This window comes from Oxalobacter paeniformigenes (genome assembly GCF_027158465.1).
GTDB classification, from domain to species: domain Bacteria; phylum Pseudomonadota; class Gammaproteobacteria; order Burkholderiales; family Burkholderiaceae_D; genus Oxalobacter; species Oxalobacter paeniformigenes.
The window spans coordinates 793,328-818,122 of record NZ_JAMKYL010000001.1 but is presented as its reverse complement, the minus strand read 5'-3'; the positions used below and the strand labels follow the sequence as shown (position 1 = coordinate 818,122).

26 protein-coding genes are annotated in these 24,795 nt (G+C 54.3%); 9 read left to right on the top strand and 17 right to left on the bottom strand.

Annotation, left to right across the window (positions count from 1 at the left end; translation table 11 throughout):
* Nucleotides 1-63 precede the first annotated feature (63 nt).
* From NAI64_RS03735 to NAI64_RS03720, 4 genes are all read left to right on the top strand, one after another.
* Nucleotides 64-1,335, top strand: coding sequence for an amidohydrolase family protein (locus tag NAI64_RS03735; protein WP_269297882.1), 1,272 nt, complete (start codon nucleotides 64-66; stop codon nucleotides 1,333-1,335).
* A gap of 62 nt (nucleotides 1,336-1,397) precedes the next feature.
* Complete coding sequence (locus NAI64_RS03730; protein ID WP_269297881.1) at nucleotides 1,398-2,885, top strand: NCS2 family permease; 1,488 nt, start codon at nucleotides 1,398-1,400, stop codon at nucleotides 2,883-2,885.
* Between the two features lie 84 nt (nucleotides 2,886-2,969).
* Nucleotides 2,970-3,659 carry an MOSC domain-containing protein gene (locus NAI64_RS03725; RefSeq protein ID WP_269297879.1) on the top strand — a complete coding sequence of 230 codons (690 nt, stop codon included), beginning with the start codon at nucleotides 2,970-2,972 and terminating at the stop codon, nucleotides 3,657-3,659.
* A 98-nt stretch (nucleotides 3,660-3,757) separates the two neighbouring features.
* Nucleotides 3,758-4,246 (top strand): OsmC family protein, encoded by a 489-nt coding sequence (locus NAI64_RS03720; RefSeq protein WP_269297877.1) that lies wholly within the window; start codon nucleotides 3,758-3,760, stop codon nucleotides 4,244-4,246.
* Between the two features lie 139 nt (nucleotides 4,247-4,385).
* Here the strand turns inward: NAI64_RS03720 and NAI64_RS03715 are convergent, their stop codons facing one another.
* Nucleotides 4,386-4,862: an RrF2 family transcriptional regulator gene (locus NAI64_RS03715; protein ID WP_269297875.1), complete on the bottom strand. Its 477-nt coding sequence runs from the start codon at nucleotides 4,860-4,862 to the stop codon at nucleotides 4,386-4,388.
* A gap of 97 nt (nucleotides 4,863-4,959) precedes the next feature.
* Here NAI64_RS03715 and NAI64_RS03710 point away from each other — a divergent pair, with 97 nt between their 5' ends.
* From NAI64_RS03710 to NAI64_RS03700, 3 genes are read left to right on the top strand one after another with little or no spacing between them, the layout of a single operon-like run.
* Nucleotides 4,960-5,529, top strand: coding sequence for an HPP family protein (locus tag NAI64_RS03710; protein ID WP_269297873.1), 570 nt, complete (start codon nucleotides 4,960-4,962; stop codon nucleotides 5,527-5,529).
* 21 nt (nucleotides 5,530-5,550) lie between these two features.
* Nucleotides 5,551-5,781, top strand: coding sequence for a hypothetical protein (locus NAI64_RS03705; RefSeq protein WP_269297871.1), 231 nt, complete (start codon nucleotides 5,551-5,553; stop codon nucleotides 5,779-5,781).
* 9 nt (nucleotides 5,782-5,790) lie between these two features.
* Nucleotides 5,791-6,714 carry an FAD:protein FMN transferase gene (locus NAI64_RS03700; protein ID WP_269297869.1) on the top strand — a complete coding sequence of 308 codons (924 nt, stop codon included), beginning with the start codon at nucleotides 5,791-5,793 and terminating at the stop codon, nucleotides 6,712-6,714.
* Nucleotides 6,715-6,961: 247 nt separating this feature from the next.
* Here the strand turns inward: NAI64_RS03700 and NAI64_RS03695 are convergent, their stop codons facing one another.
* Nucleotides 6,962-7,210: a hypothetical protein gene (locus NAI64_RS03695; RefSeq protein WP_269297867.1), complete on the bottom strand. Its 249-nt coding sequence runs from the start codon at nucleotides 7,208-7,210 to the stop codon at nucleotides 6,962-6,964.
* 247 nt (nucleotides 7,211-7,457) lie between these two features.
* On the opposite strand from NAI64_RS03695, the gene NAI64_RS03690 reads away from it, so the two are divergent.
* Nucleotides 7,458-8,621, top strand: a complete 1,164-nt coding sequence (locus tag NAI64_RS03690; RefSeq protein ID WP_269297865.1) for a serine hydrolase domain-containing protein — start codon at nucleotides 7,458-7,460, stop codon at nucleotides 8,619-8,621.
* Between the two features lie 140 nt (nucleotides 8,622-8,761).
* Here NAI64_RS03690 and NAI64_RS03685 read toward each other — a convergent pair whose 3' ends face one another.
* The 15 genes from NAI64_RS03685 to NAI64_RS03615 form a co-directional block, all read right to left on the bottom strand.
* On the bottom strand, nucleotides 8,762-9,451 hold the full coding sequence (locus NAI64_RS03685; RefSeq protein WP_269297863.1) for a nitroreductase: 690 nt from the start codon (nucleotides 9,449-9,451) through the stop codon (nucleotides 8,762-8,764).
* Nucleotides 9,452-9,556: 105 nt separating this feature from the next.
* The gene (locus NAI64_RS03680) at nucleotides 9,557-10,048 is read right to left on the bottom strand and encodes a TspO/MBR family protein (protein WP_269297861.1); all 492 of its coding nucleotides are present in this window, start codon (nucleotides 10,046-10,048) and stop codon (nucleotides 9,557-9,559) included.
* 105 nt (nucleotides 10,049-10,153) lie between these two features.
* Complete coding sequence (locus tag NAI64_RS03675) at nucleotides 10,154-10,591, bottom strand: pyrimidine dimer DNA glycosylase/endonuclease V (protein ID WP_269297859.1); 438 nt, start codon at nucleotides 10,589-10,591, stop codon at nucleotides 10,154-10,156.
* Between the two features lie 20 nt (nucleotides 10,592-10,611).
* Entirely contained in the window at nucleotides 10,612-11,199 is a 588-nt protein-coding gene (locus tag NAI64_RS03670) for an NAD(P)H-dependent oxidoreductase (protein WP_269297857.1), read from the bottom strand.
* A gap of 267 nt (nucleotides 11,200-11,466) precedes the next feature.
* Entirely contained in the window at nucleotides 11,467-12,927 is a 1,461-nt protein-coding gene (locus NAI64_RS03665; protein ID WP_269297855.1) for an efflux transporter outer membrane subunit, read from the bottom strand.
* A gap of 9 nt (nucleotides 12,928-12,936) precedes the next feature.
* Nucleotides 12,937-13,848, bottom strand: coding sequence for an efflux RND transporter periplasmic adaptor subunit (locus tag NAI64_RS03660; protein ID WP_269297853.1), 912 nt, complete (start codon nucleotides 13,846-13,848; stop codon nucleotides 12,937-12,939).
* 2 nt (nucleotides 13,849-13,850) lie between these two features.
* Nucleotides 13,851-14,060 (bottom strand): DUF1656 domain-containing protein, encoded by a 210-nt coding sequence (locus NAI64_RS03655; protein WP_269297851.1) that lies wholly within the window; start codon nucleotides 14,058-14,060, stop codon nucleotides 13,851-13,853.
* A complete protein-coding gene (locus NAI64_RS03650; protein ID WP_269297850.1) occupies nucleotides 14,057-16,120 on the bottom strand; it encodes an FUSC family protein in 2,064 nt (687 codons plus the stop codon). Before NAI64_RS03650 ends, NAI64_RS03655 begins: the two co-directional genes overlap by 4 nt.
* Nucleotides 16,114-16,572 carry a MarR family winged helix-turn-helix transcriptional regulator gene (locus NAI64_RS03645; protein ID WP_269297849.1) on the bottom strand — a complete coding sequence of 153 codons (459 nt, stop codon included), beginning with the start codon at nucleotides 16,570-16,572 and terminating at the stop codon, nucleotides 16,114-16,116. The genes NAI64_RS03650 and NAI64_RS03645 overlap by 7 nt, the downstream gene beginning before the upstream one ends.
* 99 nt (nucleotides 16,573-16,671) lie before the next feature.
* A complete protein-coding gene (locus tag NAI64_RS03640; RefSeq protein ID WP_269297847.1) occupies nucleotides 16,672-18,807 on the bottom strand; it encodes an FUSC family protein in 2,136 nt (711 codons plus the stop codon).
* Entirely contained in the window at nucleotides 18,791-19,264 is a 474-nt protein-coding gene (locus NAI64_RS03635; protein WP_269297845.1) for a MarR family winged helix-turn-helix transcriptional regulator, read from the bottom strand. Before NAI64_RS03635 ends, NAI64_RS03640 begins: the two co-directional genes overlap by 17 nt.
* Before the next feature lie 262 nt (nucleotides 19,265-19,526).
* Nucleotides 19,527-20,666, bottom strand: coding sequence for a metallophosphoesterase (locus NAI64_RS03630; protein ID WP_269297843.1), 1,140 nt, complete (start codon nucleotides 20,664-20,666; stop codon nucleotides 19,527-19,529).
* Nucleotides 20,667-20,810: 144 nt separating this feature from the next.
* Nucleotides 20,811-21,311 carry a (R)-mandelonitrile lyase gene (locus NAI64_RS03625; RefSeq protein WP_269297842.1) on the bottom strand — a complete coding sequence of 167 codons (501 nt, stop codon included), beginning with the start codon at nucleotides 21,309-21,311 and terminating at the stop codon, nucleotides 20,811-20,813.
* Nucleotides 21,312-21,351: 40 nt separating this feature from the next.
* Nucleotides 21,352-22,086, bottom strand: coding sequence for a carboxymuconolactone decarboxylase family protein (locus NAI64_RS03620; RefSeq protein WP_269297840.1), 735 nt, complete (start codon nucleotides 22,084-22,086; stop codon nucleotides 21,352-21,354).
* A gap of 70 nt (nucleotides 22,087-22,156) precedes the next feature.
* Nucleotides 22,157-23,152 (bottom strand): aldo/keto reductase, encoded by a 996-nt coding sequence (locus NAI64_RS03615; protein ID WP_269297838.1) that lies wholly within the window; start codon nucleotides 23,150-23,152, stop codon nucleotides 22,157-22,159.
* A 189-nt stretch (nucleotides 23,153-23,341) separates the two neighbouring features.
* Here NAI64_RS03615 and NAI64_RS03610 point away from each other — a divergent pair, with 189 nt between their 5' ends.
* Nucleotides 23,342-24,298 carry an AraC family transcriptional regulator gene (locus tag NAI64_RS03610; RefSeq protein WP_269297836.1) on the top strand — a complete coding sequence of 319 codons (957 nt, stop codon included), beginning with the start codon at nucleotides 23,342-23,344 and terminating at the stop codon, nucleotides 24,296-24,298.
* The last annotated feature ends 497 nt before the right edge of the window (nucleotides 24,299-24,795 follow it).

The following is a 24,795-nucleotide window of genomic DNA, read 5'->3' as shown; positions in this document are numbered from 1 at the left end:
TCCCGGAAAAGCGGCCGATTATAATGACGTTTTTACGATAATGCTCATGTATTGAACAGCCTGATGAAAACATTTGCACTCAAGGGAAATCTGCTTTATACGGCGGGTCCGTCCCGCCTGGAATCTTTTCAGGATCATTATCTTGTTTGCGAGGATGGTCATGTGGCAGGGATATTCGATACTTTGCCAGCCCGTTATGCCGGTATTGCGGTGGAAGATAGCAGCGGTGCGTTGATCGTTCCGGGAATGACGGATTTGCATGTGCATGCACCACAGTATGCTTTTCGCGGACTGGGCATGGATATGGAATTGCTGGACTGGTTGCGTGCCTATACCTTTCCGGAAGAATCACGTTACGGCGATATGGTTTATGCGGAAAAGGCTTACGGGGTGTTTGTTGACGATCTGAAACATTCGACCGCCACACGGGCCTGCATTTTCGCGACGATACATCCAGATACCACATTGTTGCTGATGCGAATGCTGGAAAAAACCGGTCTGGTCACAAAAGTCGGCAAGGTCAATATGGATGCGAACAGTCCGGATGATTATGTCGAGACGACGGCGGACTCGCTGGCGGCGACCGTGGCATGGATCAGGCAAAGTCTGTCCGCGTTCAGGTATGTTTCGCCGATTCTGACGCCACGTTTCGTGCCGTCTTGCAGTGCGGCCCTGATGGCGGGGCTGGGGCGATTGCAGGGAGAATACGGCTTGCCTGTGCAATCGCATCTTTCGGAAAATCCCGGCGAAGTGGACTGGGTCAAAGCGCTTTTTCCAGACAGTACATGTTACGGGGATGTGTATGACCGCTTCGGCCTGTTCGGCAGCGGGGGACCGACAGTCATGGCGCATTGTGTCTATTCTTCGGATGCCGAAATAAAATTGTTGCGCGAAAGAGGGGTTTTCGTGGCGCATTGTCCGCAGTCCAATGTCAATCTTTCGTCCGGTATCGCTCCGGTCAGGAAATATCTGGAAAACGGTTTGTCTGTCGGGTTGGGCAGCGATATCGCGGGCGGGTATTCCCTGTCGGGGTTTCGTGCCGTCGCCGATGCCGTTTCGGTTTCCAGACTGTACTGGCGTCTGGTCGATGACGGTTGCAAACCGCTGACGTTGCCGGAAGCGTTTTATCTGGCGACGAAAGGTGGTGGCGCGTTTTTCGGCAAGGTCGGCAGTTTCGAGGCGGGATATGAATTCGATGCGCTGGTACTTGATGATACATTGTGGCCTTCGTTGCGACCGCTTGCTCCCGAAAAACGGCTGGAACGGCTGGTTTATCTGGGGGATGACCGGTGTATCCGGCAAAAATATGTGCAAGGCAGAAAAATTTTCGGATGAAACCGGCATCTGAAGGTGATGTCGGCAGATGCCGGTGCGGCTGGTGAAAAGGAGGGAATATATTGGCTGAACAAAAAACGCAAAGACAGGAAAAAAATTTCCCCGACCGTTTTTTCGGAATCAGCGAAAGCGGTTCGACGATGCGCACCGAAATTCTGGCGGGTATCACGACGTTTTTTGCGATGGCCTATATTCTGGTGGTCAATCCACAGATTCTGTCCGCGCCTTTCATCATTCGGGGTGAGACTGTCTATGCCGCGCAAGTGGCCAATGGCGTGTTTTTCGCGACCTGCCTGATCGCGTTCATCGGAACGCTGTTGATGGCAGTCTATGCCAAAGTACCGTTCGCGCAGGCACCGGGTATGGGACTCAATGCCTTTTTTGCCTATACCGTCGTTCTGGGAATGGGATATTCGTATCAGCAGGCGCTGGCGATGGTCTTTATTTCCGGTCTCTTGTTCATTTTCATTACGGCCATCGGTTTCCGGGAAGCCTGTGTCAGGGCGATTCCGCAACCTGTCAAGGCTGCCATGTCGGCTGGCATCGGGCTTTTTCTGGCACTGATCGGTCTGGAAAATGCCTCGATCGTGGTTTCCAACGGTGCCACCTTTGTCGGCATGATCGATTTTTCGCTCTGGAACGATACTGGGGATGCGGCAGGCATGATCATGGCGGGCGGTATGAAGTATCCGGTAGTGGAATATCACCGGATGATCGCTTCCGCGATAGTGGCACTGATCGGACTGGTCGTAACCGGTGTGCTGTTCGCACGGCGAATCAGGGGGGCGATTTTCATCGGTATTCTGGTTTCCACACTGGCAGGGATACCATTCGGATTGACGGCACTGCACGAGTTTTCATTCAATCTGACCGGCCAGATGCAGGATTTCCGGGAAATTTCACTGTTCAATATGGATTTTGCAGGCCTTTTCCGGAATACATCGAATTTGTTTGAAATGGCGCTCACCGTCATCATGATCGTCATTTCTTTTTCGCTGGTCGATATGTTCGATACGATCGGTACGCTGCTCGGTACGGCGAAACAGGCGAAAATGCTCGACGGGAACGGTGATATGCCGCGCATGAAAGAAGCGATGATGTGCGATGCCATCGCCACGACGGCAGGTGCCTGCCTCGGCTCTTCCACTGCCACGGTGTTTGTCGAATCCAGTACCGGTATTGCCGAAGGAGGGCGAACCGGGATGACGGCACTGGTGACTTCTTTACTGTTTCTGGCATCGCTGGTGATCGCACCGGTGATTACGGTCATTCCTGCCGCTGCGACGGCACCGGCCCTGATATTTGTCGGGGTATTGATGATGGGGTCGGTCAGGGAAGTGGATTTTTCGGATATGACTTCGGCCATTCCTTCTTTCGTCACGATGGTTTTCATGCCGTTTACCTATTCCATTGCCAATGGTATCGCGTTTGGCCTGATAACCTATGTGTTGATCGGCTTGCTGATGGGACGTATCCGGCAGATTCACTGTCTGACGGTGATACTTTGTCTGTTGTTCGTTTTGCGTTTCGCTTTTATGGTGACCGGATGAACGGAGTGCACGGCGTTTATCGCGGGTCATTGACGAAGCGTGCCATAACGTCAAAAATGAATTTTTTCTGAATGTCAGGTGGACATGATGCGAGTTTTTATCGGCAAGGTGCGTGAAACGGACATGGGATTTCCCAGCGCCATTTTCAAGTCGGAAGTATTCGGGGAATTGTGGCTTGGCGAAAACGGACTGGAAGGTGATGAACAGGCTTCCGGAAAGGTTCATGGCGGCCCTGAAAGAGCATTGCTGCATTATTCGTCGCTGCATTACGACTGGTGGAAAAAACGCTATCCCAAAAAGGGCAGCATGTTCGCACCGGCGCTTTTCGGCGAAAACCTCTCCGATCCGCGCTGGCATGAAAAGAACGTGTGTATCGGGGACATATTTCGCTGGGGTGATGCCGTGATACAAGTCAGTCAGCCGCGTTCTCCTTGTTACAAGCTGACGTACCGGACGGGGTGCGATGCCATGGCGCTGGTCATGCAGCAGCAGGCGCGCTGCGGATGGCTTTACCGGGTATTGCGAACCGGTACGGTCGGCGCGAACATGCCTTTCCGTTTTCAGGAACGTGTCAGCAGTGTGACGATACATGAGATCATGTCGGTCATGTTCGGTACAGAAAGCGAAGAACCTTCGATGAATCCGGATGACTGGCAAGCTTTGTCGGAGACGAAAGGGTTGTCGGAAAGATGGCAAAATACGTTGCGCAAGCGAATCGGATCCGGCCGGATCGAATCATGGGATGCCCGATTGCTGGGAACAGGTATCCTTTGAATTTTCCGGAAAACCCCCCTTGCAAGGGGGTTTTTTACCGGTGTAAACCTTGATAAGGTTACGTCAGACAGTTTGATAACGGATCAATGGAGGCGGAAATGCAAGACAGTCATGCCAATGAAGTCGTACTGGAACAGATCGAAAAGTTCCAGTTCAGGGCGCGTTTCGGCGGAAGCGGTGCCGAATGGGTCGTCGATGAACCGGAACCGATCGGAAAAAACGGAGGTCCCAGTCCCGAACAGCTGGTGACGGCCGGTGTGGCAAACTGCCTGTCGGATTCCCTGATGTTCGCCTTGTCGAAATTCAGGCAGGACCCTTCGCCGATCAGGACGGTCGCCAGAGCGCGGGTCGGGCGTAACGATGCCAACCGTCTGCGGATACTGGCTATCGACGTGGAAATCCGTCTGGGCAAACCTGCCGCATCGCTGGCGCATCTGGAACGGGCATTGAACCAGTTCGAGAATTTCTGTACGGTGGCCAGCAGTATCAGTACGGCCGTGCCGGTCAATGTCACGGTATACGACAGCGAAGGCGTCAGGCTCAAGGATGGCGATACCTGTCTTGTCGCGCCATGTGCGGATAACTGACGGTTCGTGACGGAGCCGGTTGCGCAGGAAACGCGTGTTTGCCGCCGGAGCGGTGACCACTTGTTTCCTGATTTCAGGGGCGCGCGCCGGAAAACGGGAGCAGGCACGGGGGATATGCCTGAAGAGGGTACGGTAAAGTTCAGAGCGGGATATCGCCTTTCCGGTTGATGCACCGGATGACGATTTTTTCTCCGCGTTCCCGATCCGTTTCCTGACGGTACTGGTCCAGAATGGATTCCAGCGAAACGCCTTCGAGTACGTCGCTGATTCTGTCGGAAACGGTTTTCCAGACGGAGCGGGTTTCGCAGATATGCTGGCGTGGGCAGTCATTGGACTTGTTGCCGAAGCAGACGATGAAGCGCACGCCATCGTCGAAAAGGTCGATCATTTTTCCCAGACTGATTTCACGGAGCGGCATGCCTAGCCGGATGCCGCCGTGTGCGCCGATGATGGCTTCCGTGATACCGTTTGACTTGAGGATGGCATGGATGTTTTCGACGGTTTTCTGGCTGATGTTGGTCTGTTCCGAGAGGGCAGCGATCGGAACGGGGGTGTTGGCCAGATGCAGTTCGAAAATGATACGGATGGCGTATCGGGTATTGGTTGACAGTCTCATGGCTGTGGCGAGGGGTATTCGTTCCGGATGACGATGAAAAGCGGCGGTAAAATCACGCGTTTCGCCGATTTTACAATGTTCGCACTGTTGTGCATGAATGAAAGGTTTTGAAGTGGTGCTGAAAAGCTATTTGTCGAAAATGAAGGGCGGTTCCAGAACATTGGTGAAAAAGCCGTTTTCTGAAATCGCATGGGCCTGGATTGGCGGTTTTGCCGGCATTTTCGGCGTATGGTGGCTGAACCACTGGATGGGTATACAGGAAAATGCCAATTTGTTTCTGATCGGTTCGTTTGGCGCGTCGGCCGTACTGATTTACGGGGTACCGATGGGAGAGTTGTCGCAGCCCAGAAATCTGGTCGGAGGACATGTCATTTCGGCACTTGTCGGTGTGATTGCGTATAATCTTTTCCCGGATAACGTACCCTTGGCTTCCGCACTGGCTGTCGCGACAGCGATCGCCGCCATGATGGCGACGAATACGACACATCCGCCGGGTGGTGCGACAGCATTGATCGCCGTGGTGGGGGGGGCGTCCGTTCATGAACTGGGATGGATGTATATATTGTCACCGGTGCTGGTCGGTGTGCTGATCATGCTGGTGGTTGCCGTGATTGTGAACAATTTTTCCTCGAACAAAAACCGGCATTATCCGAAGTACTGGATATGACGGTATGCATGCAAGGGACAGATGAAGGGATTTTTCGGAAAACCGGGATGGGCGCTTGCGTCGCTGTTGCTGGTGATTTCAGGTATCGCCACCGGAGCAAATGAACGTGCCGTGAAGCATGGCGACGTGAAAAAGGCGCCTGAAAAGACGAATGAGGCGAAAAACGCTGAAAAAGACCGCAATGCCGGTACCGACAAGGGAAAAGTTCGTCTCGAAAAGAAAAAACGGGAATGGGCTTCCGGGTCGCAATGATACGGAAACATGGACGGGCAACTCTACAAGGTTCAGACACGCTTTCTTTTCAGGGCGCATATTCGCGTCAAGATTCCGGCATCGTTCGACGATGCCGTTTTCGACCGGCTGTTTTCCGTCATGGAGTCATTCGACCGGCAATACAATTCCCATACCGCAGGATCGTATATAGACCGTATCAACCGGAATGCCGGACGGTTTGTCGAAGTCGATGCAGAGACGGTCTCGATGTTGGAACAAGCCGTTTCTTTCTCGGAACTTTCTGACGGGGGATATGACATTACGGTCATGCCGCTGATCAGACTGTGGGGCTTTTACAAAGACCGGGTGACGAGTATTCCCACGGATCAGGAAATTGCTGCAATCAGACGATTTGTCGATTACAGGGGGATCGATGTCGATGGAACGCGTGCGAGAATCCGGAAAGGGCAGGAAATCGTCACCGGTTCGTTTATCAAGGCGTGGGCACTTGACCGGATGGTAGCCGAAATGCGAGCGATGGGCATTGATGACGGTATCATCAATGCGGGCGGCAGCACGATTTATGCACTTGCTCCCGATATCTCTCAGGCCTGGGATGTCTCGGTGGCCGATCCGCTCGATAGCGGCAAGGTTTATACCGTTTCACTGTGCAACCAGTGTTTTTCGACATCGTCCCAGTCGCAGATATATGTCACGATAGCAGGCAGGCGTTACGGCCATATTCTTGACCCGCGTACCGGCTATCCCTCGCCGAACCGGCTGGTTTGCATGACAAGCGACAACTGTGCCATCGGCGATATGGCTTCGACGGCATTGTTCGTAGAAACGGCAGAAACGTTTTCCGGCAGCATGGCCGCCATTTCACGGCGATATCCCGTCGAGGGGTTTCTCGTGGATGCATCCGGGTGTTGTGTCCGTTCGGAGGGTGCGGTTTTCAGGGAAATGGCGTGAAAAGCGGGGATGGAAAACCGCGTGCCGGATGACAACTGGCATTGTGTCGTAAAAAGCATCGGTTCGCATGGTGACACGGATATCGTTTTTTGCTGAATGACAGAAGTATGATACGGATGAAATCAGGTGATATCGCTGCGCATCCAGACTGCCATCGGGACGCAAAAGACCATCCGTCATGGACCAAACCATGACGTGATGTTTTCCGGAAGCGTCCGGTTATGGAAGTGTTACGCGAACGAAACGATCAGAACGGCTGGATCGTCGGTTCGGTGCAATAGGCATGAAATTCATCGAAACGGGTAATCAGGCAATCGCCCCATCCCGATGCATATCCTCTTTTCATTTTGAAGATACGGTTGCAATACTGTTCCCGGTAAACCAGCCAGCCTTTCGTTCTTTTCAGGATGGTGATCTTGTTGCGATCCAGGCAGCCACATCCGCCGAAAAGGGTTTCTCCACCGTAAACCGTATTTTTCTTGAATCTGTGAATCATGATATGGGTTTTTCCTCAAGACTGAAACAAAACGGATAATTTTCTAGTATAACGTTATTTTTTTGCCAAACGACAGGTCATTTTACGATTTTCGCGTTTTTCATGACCGGACGGTGCCACAGGATTTCGAAAGGGAAGATGTACGGTTTTTTTCAGGAAATCCAGACTGGCGTTATGGAGCGTCGCGCGAATGGCAGTTTATAATCGTTCGCGATTGATTGGACAGCATAAGAAGAAGGGGGTGGCGATGAGAAGTACATGGGTATGCAGGCCTGACAAGTTGAGGGACAGGGTCAATGCGGCGATCGACAGGAATCTCGAACGAAAGATGACCGGCGGGGTGGTGGTTCAGGTATGCCATGACGGAAAGCTCGTTTACAGTCGTGCAGCAGGCATGGCCGATATCGAGGCCGGCAAGGCGATGCAGGAAAATACGATGTTCCGTCTGGCGTCGATCAGCAAGGCGTTGACCAGTCTGGCGGTCGCCGCGCTTATCGAACAGGGCAAGGTAGGCTTTGACGATCCGGTCACGAAATGGTTGCCGTATTTCACACCGGCACTGGCAGACGGCAGTGTACCGGTCATGACGATCAGGCAGTTGTTATGCCACATGTCCGGGCTGGATTACCGCTGGTCGCAAACGGAAGACGGTCCTTATGCCTCCGCAGGTGTATCGGATGGTCTCGATATCACCGGCTTGAGTCTTGAAGAAAACATGAGGCGGCTGGCTTCAGCCCCCTTGCGCTTCGCTCCCGGCAGCGACTGGCTGTATTCGCTTGCACCGGATGTACTGGGTGCAGTGATCGAGAAAGCATACGGAGCCGGTTTTGATACAGCCATGGCCGAACTGGTGCTCAAACCGCTGGGTATGCAGGATACGGCGTTTCATGTTCCGGTAGCCGAACGTGAAAGAGTGGCTGCGCCTTATTATCTGGATAATGGCGTGCTGACCCGCATGGCTGATGACCAGTATCTGACGGATCCGGAAGGCAGATATTTCCATTTTTCACCGGAACGGGTTTTCAACAAGAACGAATATCCTTCCGGCGGCGTCGGACTGACTGGCACCGCAGCCGATCTGATGCGTATGGTCGAGGCGATCAGAACCAGGGAAGCGCCTTTTGCCAGCAAGAAACTGATGACGCAAATGGCGACCAACCAGTTGCCGACGGGCAAGGAAGCACGTCCGGGTATCGGGTTCTGTCTTGGCTGGGGGGTTCTTGTCGATCCTGTCGCAGCCGACAATACGCCGCAGGCACCCGGTACGCTGGCCTGGGGCGGTGTGTATGGTTCCAAATGGTTTGCCGATCCGTCGATCAAGCTCTCTGTCGTCACCATGACAACGACGGCGCTTGATGAAGTCGTGGCAGTCGATATCCGTAACGCCATCTATGCCAGTTTCGGAAAGTGACCGGTTTTTCAGGGAGACGAAAAACCGGGATGCAGTATCAGTACGGTGAAGCGTTTTTCATCGTGCAGGATGACGGAACAATCGCCGGTATGCGTCATGCATACCGGCGTTTTCGCTGGTGACGGAGCGGGTGCCGGAAGCTAGCGATCCATAAAGGTGGCGAACGCATCGACAGGTTCACGTTCGGAGACAAGCCGGTTGATCACGGCTTCGGTATCGGCATAGCCTACCGCCATGCCGGCCAGTACCATTTCTTCAGGAGCCAGTCCCAGTACATCGCGGATAACCCGGTGATAATCGCTCCAGTATGCCTGGATACAGGTGTCCAGACCGTGGCTTTTTGCGGAAAGCATGATGTTCTGGAAAAATGCGCCGTAGTCGATGAAGTTCGCAGGCGGCAAATCGCGGTGCAGGGTGAATATGAGACCGGCGGGCGCACCGAAAAATTCCAGGTTTTTCCGGTGTTGTTCCAGTCGTTTTTCGCGGTCTTCACGGGCGATGCCGAGCAGGCGATACATGTCGTGTCCCAGCTTGCGACGGCGTGAGAGATACGGCTCAAGCGGCTTGTCGGGATAGTAGGCGTATTCCGAACGGTGTTTTTCCGCTTCCGTGTCGAAAGCGGCGCAAACGGCGTCGGTCAGTCTTTTGAGCGCCGCACCGGTCAGGACATAGACTTTCCATGGCTGTGTGTTGGTGGTAGAAGGGGCATGCATCGCCATTTCAAGCAGGTGGCGAAGCAGTTCGGGGGATACGGCATCTTTTTTGTAGGCGCGGACCGATTTCCGGCTGGTGATGACGGTATCGACGGCGGACAGGTCAATGGCAGTCATGGCATTTCTCCTTGAAGTGACGACCGGTTTTTTTACGGTTTCGTGTCGATTGTATGTGAAATCGGCAAAGTCTGCCTGGCACGACTGTGGTATCTGCCTGTCTTTTCAGTTATACAACCAGATATAAAGATTCAGGTATAGTGCAAAGCAGAGCCAGGCGATATACGGGATAAAAAGAATGGAGGCGGTTTTTCGTATCCGCCAGCTGCCGAAGGTGTAGTGAATGGCCGTGCCAGTCAGTACGATCAGGCACAGCAGTGCAACACCCGTCTTTTCGCAGATAAAAAACAGATAACACCAGAGAAAATTGAGACCGAGCTGGAAGGTGAAAAGCAGCAATGCCTTGTATTTTCGCCTGTCATCGGAGAGAAGAATCAGCCCCATGGAGAGACCTGTCAGGATATAAAGCGATGTCCAGACGATAGGGAAAACCGCATTCGGGGGTGTCAGCGGCGATTTTTCCAGTGTCGGATACCACAATCGCAGTGAATCGGATTGCATGCGTGCGGCAAGAGCGCCGACGATCAGGGTACAGGCGACAGGCAACGTGATGACAAAAAAACGGCCAGCCGCATGGCGGCGAAAAAAATTGGTCATGGGATGCTCCTTGATGATGTCATCATAGCTTGTGTATGGCGACAGGCAAAAGTTCCGCCGGGTCATGCAATTCCCGAAGAACGATGGCGTCGTGTGTCAGGAAAGTCATCCAGGTGCTTTTTCCCATTCCTCGACAGGGCCTTCATGTATGGAGAACAGGGGATGGGGCAGGGGGGATTCCGTTTTTTCAAGTGTTTCCGCCTGCCGGGGCGCACGCTTTGACAGTTTGGACAGCAAATGGCGTTTTTCGAAAGCCAGTTGTCCGGCCGTGACCGGAATGTCAGGCGGTGTACCCGCCGGTGTGTCGATACGGGACAAATCGAAACGGTAGGCACGGCGGTTCGCTTCCTGCCAGAGGACCAGGAGATAATAGCGTATCGCCGCGATGGGATCGCCGGACTGGCGGAAGCGTTGCAGTTGCGGATGATGACGGTAGCCTTGTGTTCGTCCTGAGAGGACTTTTTGCGCCAGCAAGGCTTCGCGCCAGCAAGCGGTCAGCCCGCGCGCATCAAGATAGACAGGATGCAATGTCCACAGTCGCATGGCTGACCGGTCCTTGCCGTTTAATGACGGTCGAACAGTTGTTGCAGGTGTTTGCGGTAACGCGCGACATCGTCGGCGATATGCGGATCCTTGACGACGTCGTTGCACATGAACGTGGGCAAGGGCGTCATGCCGATGAACTGGTTGGCCTTGTGGAACGGGAAGAGGACGGCATCGATGCCTTTTCCCTCGAAAAACTGTTCCGGATCGGTAAATGCCTCATGCGGTGCGTTCCATGTGATGGAGAACATGTATTTTTTGTCCCTGAGCAGACCGCCGGAACCGTATCGGCGAGCGCCGTCGGTACGGGAACGGCCATCGCTTTCATAGAGTTTGCCATGTCCTGCCGTGAAAACGTCGTCGATGTATTTTTTCATGATCCAGGGGGCGGCCATCCACCAGGCGGGCATCTGGTAAATCACGGTATCGGCCCAGAGCAGATTGGCAACTTCCGTATCGATATCGTAGCCGTCATCGATACGGGTCGAACGGACTTCGTAACCGAGGGCGACGAGCGTCTGTTCGGCGATCAGGGTGAGATGATCGTTCAGATTGCCACGGGAATTGCCAAGGCGTTTGGAAGCATTGAGGATGAAAATATGGTGCATGGTATTTCTCGCAAAAAATTCCGGATCGGCAGGATATTTTTGCACGAGCGGCAGACGACGATCTGTTTTCTCGCAATCGCCTGTCATGACGGATGTGCAGCAAAGAACGTATCACAATGCGGCAGTGTGACAAAACCGGCGCAATCCGGCAAAAAAAGGTGCCGTTGAAACCGCAGTGACGGTTTCAACGGGCGGACCGGCTCTGGAAGGAAAACCGGCCCTTTGACAAAACGGTGACCGGACAGAACACTGTCCGGCGAAACGGCCTTACTGTTTATCGCTTTCGGCAGGCTGCACATTCTGTTCCCAGCCGCCGCCGAGTGCCAGGAAAACGGAAATCTGGTCATCGACCAGTTTGGCCGTCGAAGCGGCATAGGCGCTTTCATCCGCAGCCAGTGTTCTTTCCGAGTCCAGGGTCGATAGAAAATCGATCCGGCCATGACGATAAAGACGTCTTGCCTGATCATTGGCGAGGGCGCTCTGGTCACGTGCCGCCTTGAGGGCTGCGTTTCTGTCGAGCTCACGCGCATAGGTCGTCAGTGCGCTTTCGGTTTCGCGCAGGGCATTCAATACAGTGGCGTCGAACCGTGCGAAGGCAGCCTGATGTTCGGCTTCGGCCTGTTTGATGCGGCTGCGGGCTGTACCGGTATTGGGCAGTGTCCAGGTAATGAGCGGTCCGATGCCCCAACGGAAGGTATTGTTGTCGCCGAAAGATGAGAATCGGCTGGTCATCCCACCGGAAAGTCCGAGATTGATGCTTGGATACAGGTCAGCCGTGGCGACGCCGATCTGGGCGCTGGCGGCAGCCATCTGTCGTTCGGCCTGACGGATATCGGGACGACGGCGCAACAGCGTGGCTCCGTCGCCGACCGGAATCGGTTGCGACAGTTGCGGCGGTTTGCTGCACTGGCCGACCGTATCGACCAGTGTGTTGGGCAATTCGCCCGTCAGGACGGCAAGCCGGTACAGTGCCAGTTTTTGTTGGGCCTTCAGGGGCGGGATGGCGGCCCGCAGGGCTTCATGTTGTGCACTGGCGCGCGAAATATCCATGGCGGTACCACGTCCGGCTACGGTCAGCTGGGTCGTGGTATCGAGAAACTGTTTCTGCAAGTCGGCAGAATGTTCGGCGATTTTGACCCGGTAGGCGGACGAGCAGGCATCCGCATAGGCTTTGGCGGTATCGGCCGCGATCGTGATCCGTGCCAGATCATAGGCTGCCTGAGCGGCTTCGGTATCGGCACTGGCGGCTTCGATACCGCGAGCGATCTTGCCGAACAGATCGAGCTGGTAGGAAATATTGATGCCGCTGTCATGCGACCACCGATCAGGATACCGTTCGGGCAAACCGTCAGCGGCTGCCGAGTTACGTCCGAATTTCGGTGCGACTTCGACATCGACAGTCGGAACGGTACCCATTTCGACTTCTTCCAGTACGGCGCGGGCACGTGCCAGATTGGCGGCGGCTACACGCAAATCGGTATTGGCGACGAGCGCCTTTTCGATGAGGGATGTCAATACCGGGTCGTCGTAAAGTTTCCACCAGTGTTCGGGGAGCGGTTCCTGGACATAGGTACCGGTTTCGGCGGCGGCAAACGGTTTGGCGGCATCGGGCTGGTTGACGGTTGCATTTTCCGGAATCTTGTAGTCCGGGCCGACGGTCATACAGCCGGTCAGTACCGAACAGGCAAGAAGCGGAACAAGGCAGGAAAGCAGTTTTTTGTTACACATGGCCAATCCTTATTGTGCCGGTTTGTCGTTTTTGGCGACGGTGACCTTTTCGGACGGGAAGACCTCGATAGTGACGGTCTGTCCCGATACCAGCTTGATATTGTCCGGAATCTTGTCGAGTTCGACACGGACCGGAATACGCTGGACGAGACGAACCCAGTTGAAAGCCGGATTGATGTTCTGCATGAGTTTTCCGCCGGTGGTTCTTTCACGATCTTCGATACCGCGGGAGATGCTGTGGACATGACCTTCAAGCACTTCATCATCACTCATGAGGCGAACAGTCGCGCGGTTGCCTTCGGCGATGTTCGGCAATTTCGTTTCCTCGAAGTATCCTTCGGCGTAGTAGGAGTTGCGATCGACGAGTGCCATGACCGGCGTGCTGACCGTGACATAGGAACCGACACGCAGATTGAGGTTGGTGACGATGCCGTCTACGGCAGCGACGACTTTGGTACGATCCAGATCAAGTTGTGCCTTGTCCCGGTTCACGATAGCTTCAAGCAGGGCGGCCTGTGCCTCTTCGACACGGGATTGCCCCTGTTCGGTCACTTCGGTTGCGACCAGGTCTTTCAGTTCGCGGTTACGTTTTGCTTCGCGGATGGCCTGCGCCAGTGTGACACGGGCGGATTCCTCGGCAGCCTTGGCCTGACGGAGCGCCAGCTCGAAACGGGCGGTATCGATTTCGAAAAGTACATCGCCGACATTGACCGTCTGGTTGTCGATAACATTGATTTTTGTAACCTGACCGGATACATCAGGAGCGACCTGCACCACGTCAGCCTTGATACGGCCATCACGGGTCCAGGGGTCGTTCTCATAATGTATCCAGAGACGCCAGCCGATGAACAGTGCGGCCAGCACGACAGCCAGGGTGACCAGATAGCGCCTGACGGTGGAGAGGGATATTTTGGAAAACATAATCAAGACCTGCCAAGATTAAACAAAGTGACGAAAATTCCGAGTACGACGAGAAACAGCGCGACATCGAACAATGGGGGATGCCAGACATGGCGGTAGAAACCGATGCGCGCCAGAAAGATGCTGATCAATCGGGTGGCGACGAGCGCCAGCAGCGATGTCAGCATCAGCCATGGAAAATACATACCGAAGAAACTGAATTCACCAGTCATACAATCTCCTTGGGAATCAGGGTTTGAGGGTAATAGGGGTGTGCCTTGGGGAACAGGTCCTGACGGATGCCGGCGATGGCCGCAATGGCGGCGTTCTGGCGGACGGTCGAGGACATGTGGCAGACTTTTTGCAATGTATTGTCTATCTGTTCGAGCAGGGCCGTCTGTTCGTCCGTTTTATGGTCACGCTTGGAAAAATAGGCGGACAGCGCCTGCAGAAGCGGCTGGATGGCGATGCCGTTGCGTTCAAGACGCGAACGCATGTGCATCAGGTATACCATGTTCATGCCGATACGCAGTTCGCGGAACAGTCCGGAGATGATGTTTTCCTTTTCGTCGCCGAAAGCGGAAAGACGGGGCGCAAGTACGCTGATCCGGTCGATCATGCGGACGGTCGTCTGGATGACCGACGGTGATTTGGCTGACTGCGACAGACGGGAAATTTCCTCGGAAAGGCTGTTGAGCAGGCGGCGTGTCGTCCATTCCGCATCGAAGGAACGGAAAATCATGGCCGAAAGCAGAGCCATGACGATACCGAAGCATTGTGCGAAGGATTGGCCATTGATGAACGAGGTGGCGTTTGCCATATCCAGATCGTACATGGTGAGCGTTGACCAGATGCCCATCATGAAAATGGTGGCACCCAGCCCTGTGGCGGGACGTGCCATGAATATCCCGACGAAAACGATGCACGGTCCCAGCAGCAGCATGAGTGTTTCAAAAGAATGGGTGCTGTACAGCACGACCAGCAGATAAATGCCCGCAGGCAACAGCGAATAGATCGTGAACAGCAGCACGATTTTCATGGCGCGGACGGAATTGTCGTTACGGATGAAGGACAGATAGAAAATGCTGGTCATCATCGGGGCGCAGAAACCGGCATTCCAGCCACTGACGACCCACATGAGGGAAACGATGGTGATGGTGAAAACAGCCGATGCCGAAACGAAAAATGCCAGTCTGCGATCCTTGTGCAGTTCGGTCAGCGAAACAGGGGCGGTTTTCGGCATGACGGTCGCCTTGCCGCTGATGCAGGCGTCAATGGCGCGGCGCTGGTCCGCACGGCTTTCGCAGTAGGAAATCAGTTTTCCGAGATCCGATGCCAGACGGATGATCATGGTTTCATCCCAGGTGGATTGCGGTGTGATTTTCGGCAATCCGCTCCGGATACGTTCGCGAAGCCATTGCGCGCTTTCCGGTGTGACATTGTCCTGTTCGATCCAGACGGCGATGTTGTCGAGCAGATATTTCCAGTATCCTGGGAGTTTGCCTGCTTTTTGCAGGGTGGAGATGCTGTCTTCGATCGAGGAAATCACGGGAATCATGACCGTCAGGCGATCCTGAAGCAGGCGGATGTTGGCGACTGCCCAGCGTTCGTTTGAGGCATCGAACGGCAGATTGGCCGAGAGCACCCGCAAATCGGTGATGATGCGGGTGGCATTGGTCCGTGGCGAGTCGTTTGCGGTCGCATGTCCCTGCAGGACGGATGCTGTCCACTGGCGGATGCTTTTCCAGACTTCGTCCATTCTGCGGACGACGACAGGACCAATGGAGCGCGGGAAGAACAGGCTGTGCACCACGATGGCGGAAAAGAAACCGATACCGGTTTCTTCGGCACGTGCGATCGCCATATCGGTGACATCCTGGACATTGATCAGCTCGATATCGCCGATGATGCCGTAAATGATGACCGGTACGGTAAAGCCCGCCACGGTAAAGACATAGGCATCTGTGGTGCGTTTGAGCATCGAAAAGTACATGCAGGTGCCGACCCACAGCGCAATGAGAAAACAGAGCAGAAAGGTGTAGTTGATAAAGGAAATCAGCAACAAAACGGCGACTACCGTACCGACCAGTGTGCCGATCAAACGCGAGGAAGCACGTACGAAAACGCTGCCGGACATGGATTGCGAAATGATGCAGGTCGCCATCGGTGCCCAGAATGGACGTGGCAGACCGATCCGCAGGGCGATATAAAGCGCCATGATCGCGGCCAGCAGGCATTTGAAGGCGAACAACAGTTCGTCGGCAGTCGGTTTTTGCAGGAAAGCCTTCAGCATGATGTCGTCTTGTCGCGCCTGATAATTGCCAAACGGAGTTTTTCCAGTACCCGCATCGCCGTTTCAAGTTCTTCGCGGTCGATATCCTGGAACAATGTACGCCGGAACGGCCGCATGGCCTGTCCGATTTCACGGACGCGCTGACGGCCGTTTTCCGTCAGGGTCAGCAGGCGGGCGCGCCGGTCGTTGGCATCTTCCTCGCGAATGAGCAGCTCGGCGGCGATCAGCTGATCGATCACCCTGACGACGGAAGAAGGGTCGAGTCCAAGCGCTTCGGCGACTTCGCCAGGACGGACGCCATCGCCCATCTGGTCGATCATGACAGCAGGCCATGCCGTGGCCTGTGACAAACCATGCTGCGAGGCGACCCTGTCGGCAGACGTTTTGTAGGCACGTGCCACTCGGGTGAGAACACTCGTGAAACGCATGAATAACTGGTCTGGAGTTTCCATTACATGTAAATAATTTGCATGTCAAATATTAAGGTTGTAAATATTATCATTTCAACCAGTTGTGTCAATAGGTTGATGAAGGTGCCGGACAGGTAAGTTTTACGGGTTGTTCGGGGTCTTGTCAGGGGGTTGCTGCCGGATGTTTTCGGCATGCCGGAAGCTGACCGATGACGGTGAATAAGGGAGCGCGTCCGGGAAGAGATCGCGCCGGATACCGGTCAGTGCGGCAATTGCCTGGCTTTGCTGGAGATGTGGGCCAGTGGCGTTTGCCATGCGGTAGAGGGTCATGTCGATTTCATCGAGGAGTCCTTCTGTCGCGACATCCCTCGTTTTTTTCTCATGCCGGTAGTATTCCGAGAGACGTTCCAGTACGGGGCGGACGCTCAGGTTCTGGTGTTCCAGCTTGGTTTCCGTACGCAAAAGGCGTGTCATGTTCAGCCCGACGCGCAGGTCGGACAGGATATTCGTGGCGGCCATCACGCCGGGATGGTCGGCCATGCCGGTTTTGGTCGCCAGCGCAAGGCGGGGAGCCAGCAGACTGATGCCGTCGACCATCTTGACAGTGACGGCGACGACGGACGGTGCCCTGACGGCATAACCGAGTCTGGAGATGTCTTCCCAGATAGAATGAACCAGCCTGCGGATAAGCGAATCGACACTGGCGGTACGGAATATGGCCATGAAAATGGCGGCCGAACCGACACCGATGGCCTGGCTGATCTGGGAGTTGATGTATGAGGTCATATTGGCTGAATCCATATCGAACATGGTCAGTGTCGCCAGTACAGTGAACATGAACGGAATGACCTTCACGGCAGTGGCCGGTTTGGAGAGATAGGTGCCGAACCAGATCAGGAACGGTGCGAGCAGCAGCATCAGCATTTCGAAGCTGTGTGCGGACGGCAACAGCCAGAGCAGATAAATGCCCGATACCGGACTGGAGAGTAGGGTACAGTAGAACTGGGTTTTCAGGATCGGTACCGGATTGTCGAATGTCGAGAAGAACATGCAGTACATCCCTGCCATCATCGGTGCGGCAAATCCTGTCGGCCAGCCGGAGGCGGCCCAGAACAGGCAGGAAACGATCATGGACATGGCTGTGGCGAAAGCCGAGGAAAGCGCCAGTTTGCGATCGACGTAAAGCGTCATGGTCGATACTTTCGGTTCACGCATTTCGTTAGGCGGCATTTCACCTTTCAGACCGATATCGACCTTGCGGCGCAAGTCGAAACAGTCTTCGCAGATATCGACCAGACGGTATAGTTCCGTTCCCAGATTGGCCAGCAGCATATCTTCCCAGTGCGATTCGCTGTTGAGTACGGGAATGATGCGGTCGATGCGGCGTCTCAGACGGATGGCGTTTTCGGGCCGGTCGTCTTCGGCACCGCGCGCGATCCAGTCGGAAATATCGGTCAGCAGTTTTTGCCATTCATCCGGCAAGGTACCCTGATTGCTGTTGTACAGGACATGCAGCCGGTCTTCTATCGCCGAGAGGACAGGGACAAGTGTGGAAAAGCGGTCCTGCATGGAACGTACGATATTGGATGTCCAGCGTACATTGTCCGTGTCATAGGGCAAATGGGTGGACATGATACGCAATTCGGTGATGATCAGCGCCAGCTTGTTGATATCCATCCGGCTTTCGCCGCCGGTCTTTGCCGATGTCAGGATATTGTTGACCCATTGCTGGCCGTCGCTCAATACCTGGTCGAGACGTTTGAGGATCACGCTGCCGATACCTTTGGGCAGGACAAGGCTGTGTACCAGGGTGGAACACAGCACCCCCAGGATGATTTCCTCAGAGCGTGCCAGCGCGACATCGAAAATGCCCGAAATATTGAAAGTGGACATGTCGGCCAGTGCGGGCATAGCGACGAAACCGACGGTATAGCCCCCCAGCAGGAAAGCGTATGAACGCGGCGTCCTGTCCATCAGCGACATGAACAGGCAAAATCCGAACCAGCCGCCCATGACCAGCGCGAACATGCCGGTGTAATTGACGAATGTCGGAATCAGGGTCACGATCGCCAGCGCACCGATAATCGTGCCGATGACACGGTAGAGTGCCTTGGAACGGACGGCTCCCGCCAGTGGCTGCGAAACGACATAGGCAGTCAGCGGCGCCCAGAACGGGCGAGGCAGGCCGATACGGAACGCCAGATACAAGGCCATCATGGCGCCGACAAAACTTTTCAGGGAAAAGATGAATTCTTCCCGGTCAGGCAACTTGATCATGCTGTTTCTGTGCGATTCTGTGTCGTTCGATGGATTGGCCGAGCGTTTTGAAGACGTGCATGCAGACGTCGAGTTCAGCCTCGGTCAGGCCGTGCAGGAGTTTGCGGCGCAGCGGTGCGAGCGCAGCCTCGAATTCACGAACCTTTTCACGTCCTTTTTCGGTCAAAAACAAAAGCCGTGCGCGACGGTCGTTGATATCCTCGCGTCGTTCGATCAGGCCGGCTGCGACCAGCTGGTCGATCAGACGGACGACGGAAGAGGGTTCGATGCCGACCGCCTCGGCGATCACGCCGGGGCGCACACCATCGCCAAGACGGCTGATGGCGACGATTGGCCATGCAATGGCTTGGGTCAGCCCGAAACGGGATGCAAGCCTGTCGCACACCGCCTTGTAGGCGCGCGAGACTTGTGTCAGGGTAATCATCAGTTCCATAAGGGAGCGATCGTTTCCGGACATTCGGTGTTCACTGTTAGATTGCTAAAAGTTCTGGCGCATATTATTCGCATGCGAAGTATTTTGTCAATGCCGTTTTGTATGGAGATTGCAGAAAACGGGTGTCACTTCATGATACTGAAGCGTTTTTTCACTCACGAAAAAATGTATGCATGGCTGGCAGGGTGGACAGGATGAAGGAAAGACGGGAAAGTCCGGGATACGGCATGATGAACGATACCATGGCGCGGGAGATGGAAGAGGAGGATATGGCGTATCCGGACGATTATTTCCCTGTCGGGGCATGCAGCACGATTTCCGTGATTTCGGACGGTTTGCCCAGCCGCAGCGGGAAGCCGCTCCACAGTCCTGTACCGTTGCTGACGTACAGTTGCATGTCGCCGATAGGGTACAGGCCGGAGATATAGCCTTCGTTGGCCATTTGCGTGATCCAGTGCAATCCCAGTATCTGGCCGCCATGGGTATGGCCGGACAGTTGCAGATCCACGCCTTGTTGCGCATGGGCGGCGGCACCGGATGGCTGGTGGGCAAGCAGGATGACGGGAACATCCGGCAAGACTTCACGAAGGGTCTTGTCGGGATCGGGTGTCGGCAGACCGAACCGTATCGCGACGGGGTCGGACAGTCCGGCCAGAATCAGGCATTGTCCCTGGTCGGTCAGCCGGACATGGGCGTTTTCAAGGAAATTCAGGCCCAGTCGGGCAAATGTCTGTCGCCATTGGTCATGACCGGAATAATATTCGTGATTGCCACTGACGGCGAAAACACCGAGTCGTGCCCTGAGGTCGGCAAGTGGTGCGACATCGGCGGCACGGCTGGCGGGGGTACCGTCGACGAGGTCGCCGGTCATGACGATGATATCCGGACGGATGGCGTTGGTTTTGTCGACGACGGCGCGTGTCCAGGATTCGCTGAACAGGCGGCTGGCATGCAGATCGGTGATTTGTACCAGTCTGATGCCGTCAAGTGCGGCAGGCAGACGTTTTAATGTGATATCGACGCGACGGATGTCGGGAATGCGGATGGCTTGCCAGACACCGAAGGCGGATAGTGAAAGGGCGACCAGTGCCATGACCAGTACGGTACGGTATCCTGAACGCAAGGTCGTCCCCGTCAGTCCGGCCTTGTGCATCGCCAGCATGGCAAGTATGGCGATGTCCCTGACGAGTAACAAGAACATCAGCAACAAGAGTCCACCGAACAGCCATCCTGCGAGTATCAGTACCGGAACCGGCATTTCAGGCGAGGCCATGCTGCCTGAAAAAATGCGATTGAGGAGATGGTATTGCGCGATCAGGAAGATGAAGGCGGCAATGAGCCATTTCCAGACCGTTCCGACCGGCAGGGGCGGTACGAATCGTATGATGACATACAGGCCGATCAGGGTGGCGACGAGGTGAAACATCGGAAAACGGTTCTCCAAACGGAAGCACTGGTGCCGGACTGGGGATGCCGGAAGATACAAATGCGGGAAGCATATCGGCAATCCATCATCCTGCACAGGAGTTTTACAGAATCTTACGAAGCTGGAGGACAAGGATACCCTGGACTAGTGTCCGGCATATTGCCTGTCGCTCACTTTTTCCAGCCACTCGACGTTTTTTCCGTTCACATCGCCGGTAATGGCGAGATGTGTCATGGTACTGCCGGGAGCGGCGCCATGCCAGTGTTTGATACCGGCAGGGCAGCGGACGACATCGCCCGCTTCGATGACGACGACCGGTTTGCCCCATTCCTGCGTCAGTCCCTTGCCAGAGACGACCAGCAAGGTTTGTCCGGCAGGATGGGTATGCCATGCCGTTCGTGCGCCGCGCTGGAAGGTTACATAGGCGCCGGATGCCGGTAATTCCGCCGTCGGTTGAAACAGCATTTCGATCTCGGCATCGCCAGTGAAATAGTCTGACGCACCTTTGAAGCGATTGTGCGTCTCGCTGTGGATGATGGTTTGTTCAGGTTTTTCAGGTACCGTTTTGTCGGTAGCGGCAGCCTGACAGCAGCATGATGCCGCCATCATGACGGCAGCGCAAAAAATACCGTATTGCGTTTTCATGGTGTTTTCCAGTGCATGAAATTATGGTTTATTTTTATAATCATTTTGTTAAAGATCTTTTTTCAAGTACTTTCCTGTAAATGCAGGCGGCGTTTTCCGCTTCCTTGTCGCCCACGCGTTTTTTCAGGACGGAGAGGATGTTTTCCATTTGTTCCGGTGTCACGCCGACATTCATGGCAGCTTGCATATGGAATTGCAGTTGGGCGCCGGTGCCGTGCATGGCGGCAAGTGCCGATACTGTCGCGATTTCACGGCTGGTGTAATCCAGCACGCCACGCCCGAAAATATCGGCAAAGAGATGCTCTTTCAGGAATGTGTCGATGCCGGGTGCGAACAGCTGGTAGCCGGCTTTTGGAGGCAAGGTCGTGATGCCGGCCAGCTTCATCCTGACCTGTTCGCCATAGGCGTCCCGGTCGGTTCCGGGTGGTAACGCGGCAGGCATTTCACCTTCCGGGTCATGGATGCCCCGGTTTTTCCGTTCCGCGACGACATCCATGAAAGTCTGGATACCGTTGAGACTTCGCGGGAAACCGGTATAGGCGTAAAGCTGGATCAGTATTTCCCGTATTTCGCTGACGTTCAGACCGCTGTCAAGTCCTTCATGCAATGCCGGTTTCAGACGGGACAAATCACCGTTGGCGGTAAAAGCGGCAATCATGACGATTTTTTCCTGCCGGGCGAGCTGCGTGTTTTTCTGTTCGGTATTCATGGTATCTGCCTTTGCACAGTTGCACAGGCTGCACAGTGTGAACACGATGGCAGCCAGTATGGACAAAAAATTTTTTCCTTCGGGTTTCATTTTACGTTTTCGCGGTTTCGTTTTGCCGGACTTAGGAAAAGTATGGTCAGCGACCTGTCATTTTTTCCAGTTTCTCAGGGTATCGTGCGCCGACCAGCCGGATTTTCGAGACAGCCTGATCGATTTCGCGCAATTCTTTTGCAGTCAGCGACATGTCGGCTGCGCCGATGTTTTCTTCCAGACGGGACAGTTTCGTCGTTCCGGGAATCGGAACGATCCAGGGTTTTTGTGCCAGCAGCCATGCCAGTGCGATACGTGCCGGTGTCGTCTGTTTTTGTGCGGCGAATTTTTTGAGCGGATCGACGATAGTCATGTTCGTTTTCAGGGCTTCAGGCGAAAAACGCGGCAGGATGCTTCTGAAGTCGGATGTGTCAAAACGGGTATTGGCACTGAACGCTCCTGTCAGAATGCCTTTGCCTAGCGGACTGTACGGTACGAAACCAATGCCGAGTGCTTCCAGCGTGGGCAGAATTTCTTCTTCCGGTTTTCGCCACCAGAGAGAATATTCGCTCTGTACGGCGGTGACAGGACAGACGGCATGGGCGCGGCGGATGGTATTGGCGCCGGCTTCGGAAAGTCCGAAATACCTGACCTTGCCCTCGGCGATGAGATCGCCGACGGTACCGGCGACATCCTCGATCGGGACATCCGGATCGACACGGTGCTGGTAAAACAGGTCGATCGCATCGACTTTCAGCCGTTTCAGGGACGCTTCGGCCACTTCGCGGATATGTTCCGGACGGCTGTCGAGCTTGCGCCACTGGCCGCCTTCTGACGGATCGGGTGCGAAACCGAATTTGGTGGCGATCATGACTTTTCCCTTGAATGGCGAAAGTGCTTCACCGACCAGTTTTTCGTTGGTAAAGGGGCCGTACACTTCGGCAGTATCGAAAAAAGTGACACCGCGTTCGACAGCAGCTCGAATGAGGCCGATCATTTCAGCACGGTCTTTCGGCAAACCATAGCCGAAGCTCATACCCATGCAGCCAAGACCGATAGCCGATACGAATGGGCCGTTTTTTCCGAGTCGACGTTTTTGCATGATGATTCCTCCTGTGGTGTGTCCGTAAATCATGACGGGCGGTTCGGATCGGCTTGCGTATGACCGCCCGCATGCGGTTTTCCTCAGGGAAAATCTTAATTTTCAACAGACTGAAATTTAAGATATGAAACTATCCTGTTCTTGCCTGATTCTCTCTGTTTGTGCAAAATCGGACAAGGACGACCTATCATGCAGAGAACAAGCGCAATGATTGCGGAAGGGGAGGAAATCATGCCGGAAAACAGCCAGAGTATTTTGCAGGAAAAAAACCGTCTTATTCGGGGAAAGCTGCTCAAGTGGTTGCCGGAACAGGGTGAGTACCAGACACAGATCGCGGGGTTTTCCCTGTTCAGGTTCGATGAAGGCGAATCGTGCGAGAACTGTTTTTACGAACCGGCAGTCGGTGTCGTCGTTCAGGGAAACAAACGGTCGGTTGTCGGCAGCGAGGAATATTTTTACCATGAGTACGACAGCCTGTTAAACAGTGTCGATTTGCCGAGCCAGAATTACATTCTCGATGCCACACCGGAAAAACCGTTTCTGGGGGTATCGCTGAAAATCGATCGGCACATCATTGGCCAGCTGCTTATGGAACAGCCTGAACTGGCACAGGGTAGTGTCGAAACAGCCAGAGGCTTGTGCGTCATGCGGATAGAGGTGGATGTGCTTGACGCTTTTTTGAGGTTGACCGAATTGCTGGACAATCCGGGACAGATACCGGTGCTGGCTCCGATGATCGTCAGGGAAATCCATTATCGCCTGCTGGCCGGACCGAGAGGCCGTTTTTTGCGTGCGATCAATACCGCCGGTTCCCAGGGAAACCGTATCGCGCAGGCTGTTTCATGGTTGAGAAAAAACTATAAGGAACCGTTGCAAGTCGATGAATTAGCGAAAAAAGTCAATATGGCGACTTCTACGTTTCATCGCCATTTCAAGCAGATCACCACGCTGTCTCCCTTGCAGTACCAGAAGCGTTTGCGTCTGTATGAGGCACAGCGGCTGATGCTGGTCGAAAACGAATATGCCTCGCGAGCCTGTCTGGCTGTCGGTTACGAAAGCCCGACGCAATTCAATCGCGAATACAAGCGCCTGTTCGGGGAACCGCCATCCCGCAATGTACACAAGGTCAGGGAATTGCAAGTCTGATGTGTGTCGTCATCCGGTTACGAGGGATGGCGGTGCCGTATAGTCGGATTTTATGGATATATGCGGCAACCGGAGCGGTATGCAGCAATACGAGTTTTTGCAACGTTTTATAAATATTTCATAAAATCATTATTATAAAGTGTTTTATTAAACCGTTTTCTACAGTGTTGGATGATCGGGATATCCGAAGAATCGCAAGTGAGATGGATTGCGCGCGAGTGCATTGAAAGGTCATGTCGTTTGTATGAAGGCAATGGCGCGGGATAGGGGAATGGATGGCGACATGCTGGATAATCAGAACAGCAATATCTCTGGATACATCATGTTTTCCTGATTACAGTGACGGTGCGAACGGATGACCGGATTCGTATGCAAAATCCATGAAACAACATGAAGATCATCTGGTAACATGATGAATATAAAATAATATTCATCATAAAAAAGAGGCGGTATCCGGTATTGCGGACAGGGGCGCATGATGAATGATGTGTAATGAA

What these genes read in the sequence shown, in the direction of transcription:
- NAI64_RS03735 (WP_269297882.1), top strand. Translation starts at nt 64, where the DNA reads ATGAAAACATTTGCACTCAAGGGAAATCTGCTTTATACGGCGGGTCCG.
- NAI64_RS03725 (WP_269297879.1), top strand. Translation starts at nt 2,970, where the DNA reads ATGATGCGAGTTTTTATCGGCAAGGTGCGTGAAACGGACATGGGATTT.
- NAI64_RS03720 (WP_269297877.1), top strand. Translation starts at nt 3,758, where the DNA reads ATGCAAGACAGTCATGCCAATGAAGTCGTACTGGAACAGATCGAAAAG.
- NAI64_RS03715 (WP_269297875.1), bottom strand. Translation starts at nt 4,862, where the DNA reads ATGAGACTGTCAACCAATACCCGATACGCCATCCGTATCATTTTCGAA.
- NAI64_RS03710 (WP_269297873.1), top strand. Translation starts at nt 4,960, where the DNA reads ATGAAAGGTTTTGAAGTGGTGCTGAAAAGCTATTTGTCGAAAATGAAG.
- NAI64_RS03705 (WP_269297871.1), top strand. Translation starts at nt 5,551, where the DNA reads ATGAAGGGATTTTTCGGAAAACCGGGATGGGCGCTTGCGTCGCTGTTG.
- NAI64_RS03700 (WP_269297869.1), top strand. Translation starts at nt 5,791, where the DNA reads ATGGACGGGCAACTCTACAAGGTTCAGACACGCTTTCTTTTCAGGGCG.
- NAI64_RS03695 (WP_269297867.1), bottom strand. Translation starts at nt 7,210, where the DNA reads ATGATTCACAGATTCAAGAAAAATACGGTTTACGGTGGAGAAACCCTT.
- NAI64_RS03690 (WP_269297865.1), top strand. Translation starts at nt 7,458, where the DNA reads ATGAGAAGTACATGGGTATGCAGGCCTGACAAGTTGAGGGACAGGGTC.
- NAI64_RS03685 (WP_269297863.1), bottom strand. Translation starts at nt 9,451, where the DNA reads ATGACTGCCATTGACCTGTCCGCCGTCGATACCGTCATCACCAGCCGG.
- NAI64_RS03680 (WP_269297861.1), bottom strand. Translation starts at nt 10,048, where the DNA reads ATGACCAATTTTTTTCGCCGCCATGCGGCTGGCCGTTTTTTTGTCATC.
- NAI64_RS03675 (WP_269297859.1), bottom strand. Translation starts at nt 10,591, where the DNA reads ATGCGACTGTGGACATTGCATCCTGTCTATCTTGATGCGCGCGGGCTG.
- NAI64_RS03670 (WP_269297857.1), bottom strand. Translation starts at nt 11,199, where the DNA reads ATGCACCATATTTTCATCCTCAATGCTTCCAAACGCCTTGGCAATTCC.
- NAI64_RS03665 (WP_269297855.1), bottom strand. Translation starts at nt 12,927, where the DNA reads ATGTGTAACAAAAAACTGCTTTCCTGCCTTGTTCCGCTTCTTGCCTGT.
- NAI64_RS03660 (WP_269297853.1), bottom strand. Translation starts at nt 13,848, where the DNA reads ATGTTTTCCAAAATATCCCTCTCCACCGTCAGGCGCTATCTGGTCACC.
- NAI64_RS03655 (WP_269297851.1), bottom strand. Translation starts at nt 14,060, where the DNA reads ATGACTGGTGAATTCAGTTTCTTCGGTATGTATTTTCCATGGCTGATG.
- NAI64_RS03650 (WP_269297850.1), bottom strand. Translation starts at nt 16,120, where the DNA reads ATGCTGAAGGCTTTCCTGCAAAAACCGACTGCCGACGAACTGTTGTTC.
- NAI64_RS03645 (WP_269297849.1), bottom strand. Translation starts at nt 16,572, where the DNA reads ATGGAAACTCCAGACCAGTTATTCATGCGTTTCACGAGTGTTCTCACC.
- NAI64_RS03640 (WP_269297847.1), bottom strand. Translation starts at nt 18,807, where the DNA reads ATGATCAAGTTGCCTGACCGGGAAGAATTCATCTTTTCCCTGAAAAGT.
- NAI64_RS03635 (WP_269297845.1), bottom strand. Translation starts at nt 19,264, where the DNA reads ATGTCCGGAAACGATCGCTCCCTTATGGAACTGATGATTACCCTGACA.
- NAI64_RS03630 (WP_269297843.1), bottom strand. Translation starts at nt 20,666, where the DNA reads ATGTTTCACCTCGTCGCCACCCTGATCGGCCTGTATGTCATCATACGA.
- NAI64_RS03625 (WP_269297842.1), bottom strand. Translation starts at nt 21,311, where the DNA reads ATGAAAACGCAATACGGTATTTTTTGCGCTGCCGTCATGATGGCGGCA.
- NAI64_RS03615 (WP_269297838.1), bottom strand. Translation starts at nt 23,152, where the DNA reads ATGCAAAAACGTCGACTCGGAAAAAACGGCCCATTCGTATCGGCTATC.
- NAI64_RS03610 (WP_269297836.1), top strand. Translation starts at nt 23,342, where the DNA reads ATGCAGAGAACAAGCGCAATGATTGCGGAAGGGGAGGAAATCATGCCG.